General features: G+C 57.1%; 10 protein-coding genes and 1 other RNA gene. 4 read left to right on the top strand and 7 right to left on the bottom strand.

What is annotated here, in order from left to right:
• The first annotated feature begins 36 nt into the window (after nucleotides 1–36).
• Nucleotides 37–168, top strand: a non-coding RNA gene (locus tag GRPL_RS26275) — RtT sRNA.
• Between the two features lie 118 nt (nucleotides 169–286).
• On the opposite strand, the gene GRPL_RS11095 is transcribed toward GRPL_RS26275, so the two are convergent.
• Nucleotides 287–730, bottom strand: coding sequence for an Lrp/AsnC family transcriptional regulator (locus tag GRPL_RS11095; RefSeq protein ID WP_032699497.1), 444 nt, complete (start codon nucleotides 728–730; stop codon nucleotides 287–289).
• Between the two features lie 108 nt (nucleotides 731–838).
• On the opposite strand from GRPL_RS11095, the gene GRPL_RS11100 reads away from it, so the two are divergent.
• Nucleotides 839–1,735 (top strand): DMT family transporter, encoded by an 897-nt coding sequence (locus GRPL_RS11100; protein ID WP_032699494.1) that lies wholly within the window; start codon nucleotides 839–841, stop codon nucleotides 1,733–1,735.
• A gap of 17 nt (nucleotides 1,736–1,752) precedes the next feature.
• Here the strand turns inward: GRPL_RS11100 and narI are convergent, their stop codons facing one another.
• From narI to GRPL_RS11125, 5 genes are all read right to left on the bottom strand, one after another.
• Complete coding sequence (gene narI / locus GRPL_RS11105; RefSeq protein ID WP_032699492.1) at nucleotides 1,753–2,430, bottom strand: respiratory nitrate reductase subunit gamma; 678 nt, start codon at nucleotides 2,428–2,430, stop codon at nucleotides 1,753–1,755.
• Entirely contained in the window at nucleotides 2,430–3,140 is a 711-nt protein-coding gene (gene narJ, locus GRPL_RS11110) for a nitrate reductase molybdenum cofactor assembly chaperone (RefSeq protein WP_032697392.1), read from the bottom strand. Before narJ ends, narI begins: the two co-directional genes overlap by 1 nt.
• Nucleotides 3,137–4,675: a nitrate reductase subunit beta gene (gene narH / locus GRPL_RS11115; RefSeq protein ID WP_032687113.1), complete on the bottom strand. Its 1,539-nt coding sequence runs from the start codon at nucleotides 4,673–4,675 to the stop codon at nucleotides 3,137–3,139. The genes narJ and narH overlap by 4 nt, the downstream gene beginning before the upstream one ends.
• Nucleotides 4,672–8,415 (bottom strand): nitrate reductase subunit alpha, encoded by a 3,744-nt coding sequence (locus GRPL_RS11120; RefSeq protein ID WP_032697393.1) that lies wholly within the window; start codon nucleotides 8,413–8,415, stop codon nucleotides 4,672–4,674. Before GRPL_RS11120 ends, narH begins: the two co-directional genes overlap by 4 nt.
• Nucleotides 8,416–8,758: 343 nt before the next feature.
• Complete coding sequence (locus GRPL_RS11125) at nucleotides 8,759–10,150, bottom strand: NarK family nitrate/nitrite MFS transporter (protein ID WP_032687111.1); 1,392 nt, start codon at nucleotides 10,148–10,150, stop codon at nucleotides 8,759–8,761.
• A gap of 311 nt (nucleotides 10,151–10,461) precedes the next feature.
• Here GRPL_RS11125 and narX point away from each other — a divergent pair, with 311 nt between their 5' ends.
• Together narX and narL are read left to right on the top strand one after the other, a co-directional pair.
• Complete coding sequence (gene narX / locus GRPL_RS11130; protein WP_032687110.1) at nucleotides 10,462–12,240, top strand: nitrate/nitrite two-component system sensor histidine kinase NarX; 1,779 nt, start codon at nucleotides 10,462–10,464, stop codon at nucleotides 12,238–12,240.
• A 10-nt stretch (nucleotides 12,241–12,250) separates the two neighbouring features.
• Nucleotides 12,251–12,901 (top strand): two-component system response regulator NarL, encoded by a 651-nt coding sequence (narL, locus tag GRPL_RS11135; RefSeq protein ID WP_004863467.1) that lies wholly within the window; start codon nucleotides 12,251–12,253, stop codon nucleotides 12,899–12,901.
• On the opposite strand, the gene GRPL_RS11140 is transcribed toward narL, so the two are convergent.
• Nucleotides 12,898–14,274, bottom strand: coding sequence for a YchO/YchP family invasin (locus GRPL_RS11140; protein WP_032699490.1), 1,377 nt, complete (start codon nucleotides 14,272–14,274; stop codon nucleotides 12,898–12,900). The genes narL and GRPL_RS11140 overlap by 4 nt on opposite strands.
• Nucleotides 14,275–14,338: the final 64 nt, after the last annotated feature.

Here is a 14,338-nt window from a genome sequence, read left to right as displayed (position 1 = left end):
GTAACTTCTCAGCTAAACTCATCGCGTTTGCACGCTATTCTGCCCATGCAGGGAAGGATGAGAAACTTCGATCAAGGTTCGATTCGAGCGATAGCGAGAAAGCGTTGCCGCAGGCAACGACCCGAAGGGCGAAGCGCAACGCGCTGAGTCATCCTTCCCCCACCACCATCATCTTCCCGTAACTTCTTAGCTAACCTCATCGCGTTTGCACTCTATTCTGCCCATGTGGCAGTTAGCTCCGAATCAAGCAAAATCGTTAACACATTGATACTGCTATTCAGTGACGTTACATCGGCGGCAGACGGCGGGTTACCGGCGAGCTTTTTACTATCGAAGTATTACACTGGGCATGTTCTGCCAGGCCATCCAGCAGGGTATCAAGCTGCGCAATATCCCGCACCACCAGGCGCATCACGAAACAATCCTCGCCCGTAACCTTGTCACATTCGATACATTCTGGCATTGCCTGGATATATTTATCGACCTTCTGCAGCAAGCCCGGCAGCGGTCTGACGCGGACCAGCGCCTGCAGGGTATAACCGAGCGCCGCAAGGTTAACCCGGGCGCCGTATCCCTGAATCACCCCGCGCTCCTCCAGTCGCTTCACCCGCTCTGCGGTACTGGGTGACGTCAACCCCACCCGCGCGCTCAACACCTTGAGCGATATGCGCGCATCTTCCGCCAGACAGGCCAGAATGGCGCGGTCGATATTATCAATTAAGTTTTCCATTCGTTTTACCTGATAAATAAAAGCAATACACGCCTTTCACCTTAGATCATGCATATCAACCTGTCAGCAGATTAACGACAATATTGGCATCATCACGGAGGTAGAAAAATGGCACATACAGTAACGGGCGTCTGGCAAATGAGTCTGGCGATGATCATTTCGGGTTCGATCGGCGCCTTCGTTTTACTCTCCGGCTTGCCGGTTATCGATGTGGTCTTCTGGCGTTGCCTGATTGGCGCCCTGACCTTACTGGGGTTTATCTCTTTCAGCCGCCAGCCGTTCAGCCAGCTCACGCGGCTAACGTTGCTGCTGGCGATCCTCGGCGGCATCGCGCTGGTCATTAACTGGCTGCTGCTGTTTGCCGCTTACGCCCGAATTTCGATTGGCATGGCTACCGTGGTGTATAACACTCAGCCGTTTATGCTGGTGCTGATGGGGATGCTGACTGGCGAGCGGGTGACGCTGATGAAATGGGGCTGGTTAACATTGGCTTTTTTCGGCGTGGTCGTCCTGCTCTCCAGCGAGCTGATGCAGGCTCACGGCAGCCAGCTGGTTACGGGTATTGCGCTGGCCCTTGGCGCCGCCTTTTTCTACGCCTTAACCGCGATGATCGCCCGCAAGCTGCGGCCGCTTCCGCCTCAGCATATTGCCTTTATTCAGGTTATCGTCGGGACAATCATGCTGCTACCGCTGGTTCACGCCCCCGATGTCACCGCTGGGTTCCCCTGGCGCTACCTGCTGATTCTGGGCATTGTGCATACCGGTATTATGTACCAGCTGCTCTACAGTGCGATTCAGAAACTGCCGACGCCCATAACCGGTTCGCTCTCCTTTATCTATCCGCTTGTGGCGATAGTCGTCGATTATCTGGTCTTTCACCATGCGCTGACGCCGGTGCAGTTGGTCGGAGGCCTGCTGATTCTGTTTGCGGCGGCGGGAAATAATCTGGGCTGGGGCGACGGGCTGGCGTCGGGCCACAAAAAACCCCGCCAAAGCGGGGTGTGATCTGCCGGACAGGGCTATTAGCGACGGGCGCGGACTATCTGATATCTGCGCGTCAGGTATTCTACCGGCACGCTCCAGATATGTACCAGACGGGAGAACGGGAACAGCAGGAACAGCGTCATCCCCAGCACCAGGTGCATACGGAAAATAAAGGCGACGCCGTCCAGATGCGCGGATGCGCCGCCGTGGAACGTCACCACCGACTGTGCCCAGTTCACCAGCTTCATCATTTCGCTGCCGTCCATATGCTGGGCCGAAAACGGAATGGTCAGCAGGCCCAGCGCACACTGGAGAATCAGCACGGAGAGCACCAGAATATCCGCACCGGTCGTGGTTGCCCGTACGCGCGGGCTGAACAGACGACGTTTCAGCAACAGTACGCCCCCCACCAGACACATCACGCCGGACGCGCCGCCGGCAAACATCGCCATTTTCTGCTTCACTTCCAGCGGCAGCCACGCTTCATACATCCAGTGCGGCGTCAGCATCCCAAGTAAGTGTCCGGCGAAAATGCCCAGAATCCCGATGTGGAACAGGTTGGACGCCAGATTCATCCCTTTGCGATCCAGCATCTGACTGGAGGCGGCGCGCCAGGTGTACTGTCCGTAATCGTAGCGCAGCCAGCTCCCTATCAGGAACACCGCTCCGGCAATGTACGGATAGATGTCAAAGAAGAACATATTCAGGAAGTGCATTATTGCTGTCCTCCGTTAGAGATATTCAAATATTGCGGGGCCACGGCTCCGGCAAAACGACGCTGGTGGGCGGCGATATCGGACTCACCGCAGCCTTGATCGGCAAAGAATTTCACCTGTTCTTCTTCCCAGACGGCATCCAGCGCCTGCGGCGTATCGTCGCGCGCTTCATCGGCGATTTTTTCCGCCACTTTCGCTTCATCTACCGCACTGTTTGCCAGCTTCAGCAGCTGTTCAAACAGAACGGCATAGCGGCTTTCACGCTGCTGCAGACGCGCGCAAAGCAGCGCCAGAATCGGCGCGATATCCTGCAGACCGCCAATGGCTTCACTCTCCGGCAGCTGCGCGAGATATTCCAGATACAGCGGCAGATGATCGGGCAGCTCGCGGCTGTCGAGCACCAGACCGTGCTGCTCATACTGATTCAACAGATCGACCATCGCCTGCCCGCGATCGCGAGATTCGCCGTGCACGTGCTCAAACAGCAGCAGCGAGGTAGCGCGCCCTCGGTCAAACAGTTCGCTATAGGCGGCCTGCGCATCCAGCAGATCCTGCGCGGTTAAATCACGCAGGAAGACGCCCAGGGCCTGGGCATCGGCTTTTTCCAGTTTCTCTGACGTAGCCAGAACGTCGAAGAGTTCGTTCTGATGCTGCCATAAGTCCGCATCCGGGTACTCAAGCAGACGTGAAACAACCACAAGTTCGATCATGCGTGCGGCTCCGTTTTGCTGGTCACATCCACGGCATCGATGCGGCGGCTGTTGAACAGGTTGAAGGACGAATCAGACCCGTGGCAGCCGTCACCGAAGCTAAAGCCGCAGCCGTTTTTCTCCGGAAAGGCTTCGCGCGCCAGTTCACGATGGCTGCTCGGCACCACGAAACGGTCTTCGTAGTTCGCAATCGCCAGATAGCGGTACATCTCCTGCGCCTGCGCTTCGGTCAGCCCGACCTCTTCCAGCGCCCGCGTATCGATGACGCCGTCGACGGTTTCCGTACGTTTGAAATGACGCATCGCCAGCATGCGTTTCAACGCCAACAGAACCGGCTCGGTATCGCCTGCGGTCAGCAGGTTGGCCAGATACTGGACCGGGATGCGCAGACTTTCGACATCCGGCAGGATGCCGTTGCTGCCCAGTTCCCCCGCATCGGCGGCGGACTGGATCGGCGACAGCGGCGGCACATACCAGACCATCGGCAGCGTGCGATATTCCGGGTGCAGCGGCAGCGCCAGCTTCCAGTCCATCGCCATTTTATAGACCGGCGATTTTTGCGCCGCATCAATTACGCTCAGCGGAATACCGTCTTTCTGCGCCTGCTCAATCACTTTCGGATCGTGCGGATCGAGGAAGACATCCAGTTGACGCTGGTACAGATCTTTTTCGTTCTCGGTGCTTGCCGCCGTTTCGATGGCATCCGCGTCATACAGCAGCACGCCAAGGTAACGAATACGACCGACGCATGTCTCAGAGCAGACCGTCGGCTGACCCGCTTCAATACGCGGGTAGCAGAAGATGCATTTCTCGGATTTGCCGCTCTTCCAGTTAAAGTAGATCTTCTTGTACGGGCAGCCGGTAATACACATTCGCCAGCCGCGGCATTTGTCCTGATCGATCAGCACAATGCCGTCTTCTTCGCGTTTGTAGATAGCGCCGCTCGGGCACGTCGCCACGCACGCCGGGTTGAGGCAGTGTTCGCACAGGCGCGGCAGATACATCATGAAAGTGTTTTCAAACTGGCCGTACATCGCTTTCTGCATGTTCTCGAAGTTTTTGTCTTTCGACAGCTTCTCAAACTCACCGCCCAGATCGTCTTCCCAGTTCGGGCCTTTCTCGATCTTGTCCATCCGCTGACCGGTAATCAGCGAGCGCGGGCGGGCGATGGGCTGCGCCTTGCTGTCTGCCGGCGCGTTGTGCAGCGTCTGGTAGTCAAAATCAAACGGCTCGTAATAATCGTCCAGACCCGGTAGATGCGGGTTAGCAAAGATTTTACCCAGCAGCAGCGCTTTGTTACCCATACGCGGCACCAGCTTACCGTTGATCTTACGGATCCACCCGCCCTTCCATTTCTCCTGATCTTCCCAGTTGGTCGGGAAGCCGGTGCCTGGCTTGGTTTCAACGTTGTTGAACCACGCGTACTCGGTCCCTTCACGGCTGGTCCAGACGTTTTTGCAGGTCACTGAGCAGGTATGACAGCCGATGCATTTATCGAGATTCAGCACCATGCCGACTTGTGAACGAATTTTCATTTTACGCTCTCCTGTACCTGGTCATTGCCTTCGCCATCCAGCCAGTTAATGTTCTTCATTTTACGGACTACCACGAACTCATCGCGGTTAGAACCGACGGTGCCATAGTAGTTAAAGCCATACGCCAGGTGCGCATAGCCGCCGATCATATGGGTCGGTTTCGGCGTAATACGCGTCACCGAGTTATGAATACCGCCGCGCTGCCCGGTAATTTCTGAACCCGGCAGGTTTACGATACGTTCCTGCGCGTGATACATCATGGTCATCCCGGCCGGTACACGCTGGCTCACTACCGCTCGGGCGGTCAGCGCGCCGTTGTTGTTGAAAACTTCAATCCAGTCGTTGTCTTCAACCCCAATCTCTTTGGCATCTTCTTCGCTCATCCAGACGACCGGCCCACCGCGACCTAATGTCAGCATCAGCAGGTTGTCGCTGTAAGTGGAGTGAATACCCCATTTCTGGTGCGGCGTGAGGAAGTTCAGCGCCTTCTCCGGGTTGCCGTTGGACTTCTCTCCCATCACCGATTTCACCGAGCGGGTGTCGATCGGCGGCCGGTACACCAGCAGGCTTTCACCGAAGTCGCGCATCCACTGATGATCCTGATAGAGGGACTGTCGACCAGAAAGCGTACGCCACGGAATCAGCTCATGAACGTTGGTATAACCGGCGTTGTAGGAGACATGCTCGTCTTCCAGGCCAGACCAGGTCGGGCTGGAGATAATCTTGCGCGGCTGCGCCTGAATATCACGGAAGCGGATCTTCTCGTCTTCTTTGTTGAGCGCCAGGTGGGTATGATCGCGACCGGTAAATTCGCTGAGCGCCGCCCAGGCTTTCACCGCCACCTGGCCATTGGTTTCCGGCGCCAGCGTGAGGATCATTTCTGCCGCGTCAATCGCCGTATCCAGCATCGGCTGACCTTTCGCCGGGCCGTCCGCCTTGGTGTAGTTGAGCTTACGCAGCAGGTCCATTTCGCTCTGGGTGTTCCAGGCGATGCCTTTGCCCCCGTTACCGATTTTCTCCATCAGCGGGCCGATAGAGGTGAAGCGTTCATAGGTTGCCGGGTAGTCGCGCTCAACCGCAATGATATGCGGCGCGGTTTTACCGGGGATCAGGTCGCACTCGCCTTTTTTCCAGTCCTTCACATCCAGCGGCTGCGCCAGTTCGGCGGCGGAGTCGTGCTGAATAGGCAGCGTGACCACGTCGGTTTCTTTCCCCAGATGTCCCACGCAGACTTCGGAGAATTTCCTCGCGATGCCTTTGTAGATTTCCCAGTCGCTTTTCGATTCCCAGGCCGGGTCAACGGCGGCAGACAGCGGGTGAATAAACGGATGCATATCCGACGTATTCATGTCGTCTTTTTCATACCAGGTGGCGGTCGGCAGGACGATGTCAGAATAGAGACAGGTGCTCGACAGGCGGAAGTCCAGCGTCACCACCAGATCCAGTTTGCCGTCGAGGCCGTTATCCCGCCACTCCACCTCTTCCGGCTTCACGCCGCCCTGCTTGCCCAGATCCAGCCCCTGAATACCGTGCTCGGTACCCAGCAGGTACTTCAGCATGTACTCGTGGCCTTTACCGGAGGAGCCCAACAGGTTGGAACGCCAGATAAACAGGTTACGCGGATGGTTTTTGCCGTTTTCCGGCTGCTCCGCCGCAAAGCGAATCGAGCCTTCTTTCAGGGACTTAACGGTGTAATCCACCGCGCTCATACCGGCTTTTTTCGCCGCATCGGCAATGCGCAGCGGGTTGATGCCCAGCTGAGGCGCCGACGGTAACCAGCCCATGCGTTCAGCGCGCACGTTGAAGTCCAGCATGTGGCCGCTGTAGCGCGACTTGTCCGCCAGCGGCGACAGCAGTTCCTGCGCGGTGACGGTTTCATAACGCCACTGGCTGGAGTGGTTATAGAAGTAAGAGGTACTGTTCATGTGACGCGCCGGACGCTGCCAGTCGAGCGCAAACGCCAGCGGCTGCCAGCCGGTCTGCGGACGCAGTTTTTCCTGGCCCACGTAGTGCGCCCAACCGCCACCGCTCTGCCCCACGCAGCCGCAGAAGACCAGCATGTTGATCAGACCACGGTAGTTCATATCAAGGTGGTACCAGTGGTTCAGACCGGCACCGACAATAATCATCGAACGACCATGGGTCTTATCGGCGTTATCGGCAAATTCACGCGCGGTACGAATGATGTGCGCGCGGGAGACGCCGGTGATTTTTTCCGCCCACGCCGGCGTATAGGCTTTAATATCATCGTAGCTGGTTGCGCAGTTTTCATCGTTGAGGCCGCGATCCAGACCGTAGTTGGCCATGGTCAGGTCGTACACGGTGGTCACCAGCGCGGTGGTGCCATCCGCCAGCTGCAGACGTTTCACCGGCAGCTTATGCAGCAGAATGTTTTCCAGTTCGACGCTGGCGAAGTGTTCGGTGCCGTCACCGCCAAAGTACGGGAAGCCAACCTGCGCAACATCGTCGTGGCTGCCGAGCAGGCTCAGGCGCAGTTCAACCTCTTCGCCGGTGGTACCGTTACGCTGCTCAAGGTTCCATTTCCCTTTTTCACCCCAGCGATAGCCGATAGAGCCGTTCGGCGCCATCATTTCACCTTTTTCATCAAAGGCGACGGTTTTCCATTCCGGATGCTCCTCCTGGCCCAGGCCATCCACCAGGTCGGCAGCGCGCAGCATGCGGCCTGCGGCGTAATAACCGTCTCGCTCTTCCAGCATCACCAACATCGGCATATCGCTGTAACGGCGAACGTAGTCGGTGAAATACTGGCTCGGTTTATCGAGATGGAATTCACGGAGCATGACGTGGCCCATCGCCAGCGCCATCGCCGCATCGGTGCCCTGCTTCGGCGCCAGCCACAGGTCGCAGAGCTTGGCGATTTCGGCGTAGTCCGGGGTAATCGCCACGGTCTTGGTGCCTTTATAGCGAACTTCGGTGAAGAAGTGCGCATCCGGCGTACGGGTCTGCGGTACGTTGGAGCCCCAGGCGATAATGTAGCTGGAGTTATACCAGTCGGCTGATTCCGGGACGTCGGTCTGCTCACCCCAGGTCTGCGGGGAGGCCGGCGGCAGGTCGCAGTACCAGTCATAGAAGCTCAGACAGGTGCCGCCAATCAGCGACAGATAGCGCGCGCCGGAGGCATAGGAGACCATCGACATCGCCGGGATTGGCGAGAAGCCAGCCACGCGGTCCGGACCGTAGGTTTTGACGGTGTAGACGTTAGAAGCCGCGATCAGCTCATTCACTTCCTGCCAGGAGGAACGGACGAAACCGCCGCGCCCACGCGCCTGTTTGAAGCTTTTGGCTTTATCGGCATCTTCAATAATGGAAGCCCAGGCATGCACCGGATCGGCATGCTGCGCTTTCGCTTCGCGCCACATTTTCATCAGCCGTTTGCGCATCAGCGGATACTTCAGACGGTTGGCGCTGTAGAGATACCAGGAGTAGCTGGCGCCGCGCGGGCAGCCGCGAGGCTCGTGGTTCGGCATATCCGGGCGAGTACGCGGATAGTCGGTCTGCTGGGTTTCCCAGGTGACGAGACCGTTTTTAACGTAAATCTTCCAGCTGCATGAGCCGGTGCAGTTTACCCCGTGAGTGGAGCGCACAATTTTGTCATGCTGCCAGCGCTGGCGGTATCCATCCTCCCAGTCCCGGTTGGTGTTTAGAAGCTGGCCATGCCCATCGGCAAAGGTTTCACCCTTCTGTTTGAAGTAGCGAAACCGGTCCAGGAATTTACTCATCGGGTTTCTCCTGTTTGGAGCCTGACGGCTCTCTGATAAATCGACATTGCTGGATTTGCAGCGAAGGTAACGCTATGAAAGAGGGAGAGAATTGATAACGATCAATGCGATAGGGCTTATAAATAGCCCCTCAAGCGGTGAATACCACCGAAGTGGTAGCATTTTCTATTTTTTATCTTTATGTTTTTTAAGGATTTTAATAAAAAATGAGCGGTTATTGTACGCCTGCGGCGTTCACCGGGGTATTAAGGGGTAGATACTCCTGTCGGCGGGTTGACCTCACTCCTGACGACATAAAAAAGGGCGCAATATGCATTGCGCCCTGTGAGCAAACAAAGAGGGCTTAAGACTTCTGTTTACGACCGTAAACCGCCCAGGTAATCAGCACGCAGGCAACATAGAAGACGAAAAAGATCTTCATGGCGCCTGCCGGAGAACCGGTCAGTTCCAGAGAAATACCAAACGCTTTCGGAATAAAGAACCCGCCGATAGCGCCGATGGCAGAGATAAAGCCCAGCGCTGCCGCCGTATCCGTTGCGGCTTCACGCATCGCCTGCTCTTCATTACCGCCCTGCGCTTTTACGCGTTCCATGGTCATTTTACGGAAGATTACCGAAATCATCTGGAAGGTAGACGCGCTGCCCAGACCGGCCGTCAGGAACAGCACCATAAACACGCCGAAGAAGGCAATGAAGTTGCCGCCGACACCATTCGTTGGCAGCGTCAGGAACAGCAGGCCGCTGAAGATAGCCATCACCACAAAGTTCACCAGCGTGACGCGGGTACCGCCCAGACGGTCAGAGATAGCCCCGCCCATCGAACGCGCCAGCGCGCCGATAAATGGCCCGAAGAAGGCAAAGTGCAGAATCTGCACATCCGGGAACTGGGTTTTCGACAGCATCGCAAAGCCCGCCGAGAAGCCGATAAATGAGCCAAAAGTGGCCAGATAGAGCAGCGCCATGACCCACAGATGGGCGCGCTTCAGCACCGGCAGCTGCTCGCTCAACGATGCCTTCGAGGCCGACAGGTCGTTCATAAAGAACCACGCCGCCAGGGTGAAGATAATCAGGAACGGCACCCAGATCCACGCCGCGTTTTCCAGATACAGCATCGAACCATCCGGCTGCTCGCTGCCCGTACCGCCAAAGACGGCGAAAATAGACAGCGAAACCACCAGCGGTGCAACCAGCTGCATCACGCTGACGCCCATATTGCCAAGGCCGCCGTTAAGACCGAGAGCGCCGCCCTGCTTCTGCTTCGGGAAGAAGAAGCTGATGTTGGCCATGCTGGAAGCAAAGTTGGCCCCGGCAAAACCGCAAAGCAGAGAGATAATCACAAAGACGCTGAACGGCGTAGAGGTATCCTGCACCGCGAAACCCAGCCATACGCAGGGGACAATCATGATCCCGGTACTGAAGGCGGTCCAGCGACGGCCACCAAACAGCGGAACCATAAAGGCATAGGGAACACGCAATAACGCCCCGGAGAGTGCCGGCAGCGCGGTCAACATAAACAGCTGGTCGGTCGTGAACTGGAAGCCGACCTTATTCAGATTGACCGCCACCGCGCTGAACAACATCCAGACGCAAAACGCCAGCAACAGACAGGGAACGGAGATCCATAAATTCCGGCTTGCAACGCGGTGGCCACGCTGCTGCCAGAACTCGGGATCTTCAGGACGCCAGTCGGTGATGACTGAAGTACTGGCCTTCTCCGGTAGGGAAGATTGACTCATAAATACCTCTGATTATTCATATATCCTGCCGCTACATTAGGGGTTACAGAGGGCGGTAAGTTGATATAAATCAAAGGAAAAGTGGTCATTAAATTGCTTAAAAAAAGCCCATCACCCGAAGTGAGTAGCCTTTTTCGCTAAAAAAAGTGTGGTTTTTCACATGGCTGCCGGGTTTAAGCCATCGCCTCCCGCAAACCTACCCACCACCGACAATTAAGGGGTAATCCCTTATGGGTATGGGTATACTCCATGGGATATCCGAGAATAGACGCCACTCCCGGATGGTTTGCCGGTCAGGAGCCACGCACGCTATGTTAAAACGTCTTTTTACCCCGCTTACGTTAGTGAATCAACTGGCGTTAATCGTGCTGCTATCGACAGCGATTGGCGTCGCAGGAATCGGTATCTCTGCCCGTCTGGTACACGGCGTACAGGGCAGCGCGCACGCGATCAATAAGGCCGGTTCGCTGAGAATGCAAAGCTATCGTCTGCTGGCGGCAATCCCGCTCAACGCGAGCGATAGCAAGCTGCTCGACGAAATGAACGCCACCGTCTTCAGCGAAGAGCTGCAGAATGCCGCCCTCAGAGACGGCCAGGATGGCCAGCTTAAAGCGCTTCAGCAGTACTGGCAGCTGGAACTGGCGCCGGGGATGAAACACGCGCAGAATCAGGCTACCGTCGCCACGGACGTCGCCAGCTTTGTCGACCGGATAGACCACCTGGTCACCTCTTTTGATCACACCACCGAGCAGCGCATCCGCTACGTCGTCTGGATGCAGCGGGTGATGGCCATCGGCATGGCGCTGCTGTTTTTGTTCACTATCGTCTGGCTGCGGGCCCGTCTGCTGCGCCCGTGGAAACAGCTGCTGGCCATGGCCCGGGCGGTCAGCCATCGTGATTTTACCCAACGCGTCCATATCAGCGGTCGTAATGAGATGGCCAGCCTCGGTATGGCGCTTAACAACATGTCAAAAGAGCTGGCGGAAAGCTATTCAGTGCTCGAACGACGGGTGCAGGAAAAAACCGCCGGGCTGGAGCAGAAAAATGAAATCCTCGCCTTTTTGTGGCAGGCCAATCGTCGTCTGCACTCCAGCGCCCCGCTTTGTGAGCGTATTTCACCGGTGCTCAACGGCCTGCAGGGGCTGACGCTGCTGCGCGATATTGAGGTGCGGGTGTATGACTTCGAAGATGAGGACAATCATCAGGAATTCGTCTGCCACTCAGATTTAGAGTGCGATGACAAAGGCTGCTATTTATGTCCTCGCAATCTGCCGCCGCTGCCGGATGCCGGCGCCACATTGAAATGGCGGCTGTCCGATGCCCATAACCAGTACGGGATCCTGCTGGCTACGCTGCCCGCAGGACGTCACCTGAGCCACGATCAGCAGCAGCTGGTGGATACGTTAGTCGAACAGCTGACCTCCACGCTGGCCCTCGACAGGCACCAGGAGCATCAGCAGCAGCTGATCGTGATGGAGGAACGCGCCACCATCGCCCGCGAGCTGCACGACTCCATCGCCCAATCGCTCTCCTGTATGAAAATGCAGGTCAGCTGTTTACAAATGCAGGGTGAAAACCTGCCGGAAGAGAGCCGTCAGCTGCTGGGCCAGATTCGCAATGAGCTGAATACGTCATGGGCACAGCTGCGTGAACTGCTGACGACCTTCCGCCTGCAATTAACCGAAGCGGGACTGCGCCCGGCGCTGGAGTCCAGCTGCCAGGAGTACAGCGCCCATTTTGGCTTTACCGTCCAGCTTGATTACCAGCTACCGCCGCGCTTTGTCCCGTCGCATCAGGCTATTCACGTCCTGCAAATCGCTCGTGAGGCGCTGAGTAATGCGCTGAAGCACGCGCAGGCGACCGAAGTGACCGTCACCGTCTCACTGCGGGACAACCAGGTACGGCTGGTGGTTGCAGACAACGGCCGCGGCGTGCCCGATCAGGCGGAACGAAGCAACCATTACGGCTTAATTATCATGCGGGATCGCGCCCAGAGTTTGCGCGGAGACTGTCAGGTTCGTCGCCGGGAAAACGGCGGTACCGAAGTGGTCGTCACTTTTATCCCGGAAAAATCGTTTTCAATCCAATAAGGAGACCCCTATGAGTCAACAGGAACGGGCAACCATCCTTCTCATTGACGATCATCCGATGCTGCGCACCGGCGTCAAACAGCTCGTCAGTATGGCCAGCGATATTCAGGTTATTGGCGAGGCCAGCAACGGTGAACAAGGTATCGCCCTCGCGGAGACGCTGGACCCCGATCTGATCCTGCTGGATCTCAACATGCCCGGAATGAACGGTCTGGAAACCCTCGATAAGCTGCGTGAGAAGTCGCTCTCCGGTCGCATCGTGGTATTCAGCGTCTCTAACCACGAAGAAGATGTGGTCACCGCTCTCAAACGCGGCGCTGACGGCTACCTGCTGAAAGACATGGAACCAGAAGATCTCTTAAAAGCGTTGCAGCAGGCCGCGGCGGGCGAGATGGTCCTCAGCGAAGCGCTCACGCCGGTGCTGGCAGCCAGCCTGCGCGCCAACCGCGCCACGTCAGACCGCGATATCAGCCAGCTGACGCCGCGCGAGCGGGATATTCTCAAGCTGATCGCCCAGGGGCTGCCGAACAAAATGATCGCCCGTCGTCTGGAGATAACCGAGAGTACCGTGAAGGTGCACGTTAAGCATATGCTGAAGAAAATGAAGCTAAAATCACGTGTTGAAGCGGCGGTATGGGTACATCAGGAGCGGATTTTCTAAGGCGTATCCCGCCAGGTGACGCCGTCGGCCGAGAATTTGACCAGCGGCTCGGTCAGCGCCAGCGCGATCTCATTGGATGAAACGCGCTGACCCGTTTTGTCTTCCACCACCACCGACAGGTGCCACAGATTGGTCGCTCCCGGCTCGCTGCTCCAGGCCGGAAGAATCACGCTCCAGCCGTCCGGGCTGTTGGTATCTACGGGAGACGTTAAGCTCAGCGACTGCGTATCGCCTTGCCATTTCAGCGACTTTATCCCGTGCAGGCTACGAATTTGCAGCTTCAGTTGCACCGTCTCCCCCGGCTGTAAATCCCACGGCGGCGTCGCCAGGTAGACCGACAGCGATTTACGCTGACGATACTCGACCACCGGCAAATTATCGCGTTCCGGGCTGTCGTAACGACTGCCGCGCAAGGAGCGGCTGACCGCCACCTCATCGGCCGCCAACTGCTGTTTAAGCGGCACGCCAAAACGGTAGTTCAGATTCAGACCGACGTTGTTTTGACTGAGCCCGCTTTCACCCTGCTTATGTTTTGCCGTCATGGTCACTAACGGCACGGGGGTATAGTTCAGCCCCACCGACACCGCCACCGGGTTACGGTAGCCGGTCCCGGAATGGAACAGGTCGACGCTATCGCCAAAGTACTGCTCGACGCTGACGCTGGTATTAATATGCTGATAGAACGGTAGCCGCGCCTGGGCGGTAACATCGTAGCCGCTCGCCATCCGCTGTTCCTGCGTCAGGCTATCGCCATGCTGCCAGCTACCGACGGGATGGTAATAGTTGGCCGACAGGCGCAAATATTCGCCCCAGGCTTCGGCACCAATACTGCCTCGCGCTATATGCTCACCCAGCACTTTGTCGTAGAACGAGTTATAGCCCAGCAGCCAGTCGCCCCTTCGCCAGCGCTGTCCCAGACCAATGTTCCCCACCAGATCGTTTTCCCGCTGGGTGACGGAATACTGATTCCAGGTCAGGTAATCGCCGTTATCCTGCAGCGGGATAAACCAGTTGCCCTGACTGCCGGTGAAGTTGCCTTCTTTATCCACCCGCAGATTGACATTGGCATTGCCCCACGGCGAGAGCCAGTTTTCCAGCTGATGACTCAGCTCGTTGCCAAGCTTGCCGATGGCCAGCATTCGCGCCTGTTCACCGGTCGTCAGACCATTATCGCTCATGCTGGCCTCACCAAACTTTTTCGCGACTTCCGCAAAATGCCGGGCGTCGTCATCCACCTGTGGCGCAATCCCCAGATCCGGCAGCGCCGCCTGCTTTTCACTGAACGCCGTATTTCCCTGCAGGGCACGCGCAGGAAGGCCTGCCAGCAGCAAGAGTAGTGGAAGGAGTGGGGTCACGCGGTACGACACAGGCATTAAATGGGTTACATTGGCTCACGAAGGACGATGACAGTCTTTAAGTTTACCGTTTTTTTCCCGT

This window comes from Klebsiella planticola ATCC 33531, from assembly GCF_000735435.1.
GTDB classification, from domain to species: Bacteria; Pseudomonadota; Gammaproteobacteria; order Enterobacterales; family Enterobacteriaceae; genus Klebsiella; species Klebsiella planticola.
Note: the sequence above shows the minus strand (reverse complement) of the source record. Positions and strands in the feature narration are given on the sequence as shown.

Coding starts and splice junctions, on each gene's coding strand:
- narL (WP_004863467.1), top strand. CDS start 12,251: ATGAGTCAACAGGAACGGGCAACCATCCTTCTCATTGACGATCATCCG.
- GRPL_RS11120 (WP_032697393.1), bottom strand. CDS start 8,415: ATGAGTAAATTCCTGGACCGGTTTCGCTACTTCAAACAGAAGGGTGAA.
- GRPL_RS11095 (WP_032699497.1), bottom strand. CDS start 730: ATGGAAAACTTAATTGATAATATCGACCGCGCCATTCTGGCCTGTCTG.
- GRPL_RS11125 (WP_032687111.1), bottom strand. CDS start 10,150: ATGAGTCAATCTTCCCTACCGGAGAAGGCCAGTACTTCAGTCATCACC.
- narI (WP_032699492.1), bottom strand. CDS start 2,430: ATGCACTTCCTGAATATGTTCTTCTTTGACATCTATCCGTACATTGCC.
- narX (WP_032687110.1), top strand. CDS start 10,462: ATGTTAAAACGTCTTTTTACCCCGCTTACGTTAGTGAATCAACTGGCG.
- GRPL_RS11100 (WP_032699494.1), top strand. CDS start 839: ATGGCACATACAGTAACGGGCGTCTGGCAAATGAGTCTGGCGATGATC.
- narH (WP_032687113.1), bottom strand. CDS start 4,675: ATGAAAATTCGTTCACAAGTCGGCATGGTGCTGAATCTCGATAAATGC.
- narJ (WP_032697392.1), bottom strand. CDS start 3,140: ATGATCGAACTTGTGGTTGTTTCACGTCTGCTTGAGTACCCGGATGCG.
- GRPL_RS11140 (WP_032699490.1), bottom strand. CDS start 14,274: ATGCCTGTGTCGTACCGCGTGACCCCACTCCTTCCACTACTCTTGCTG.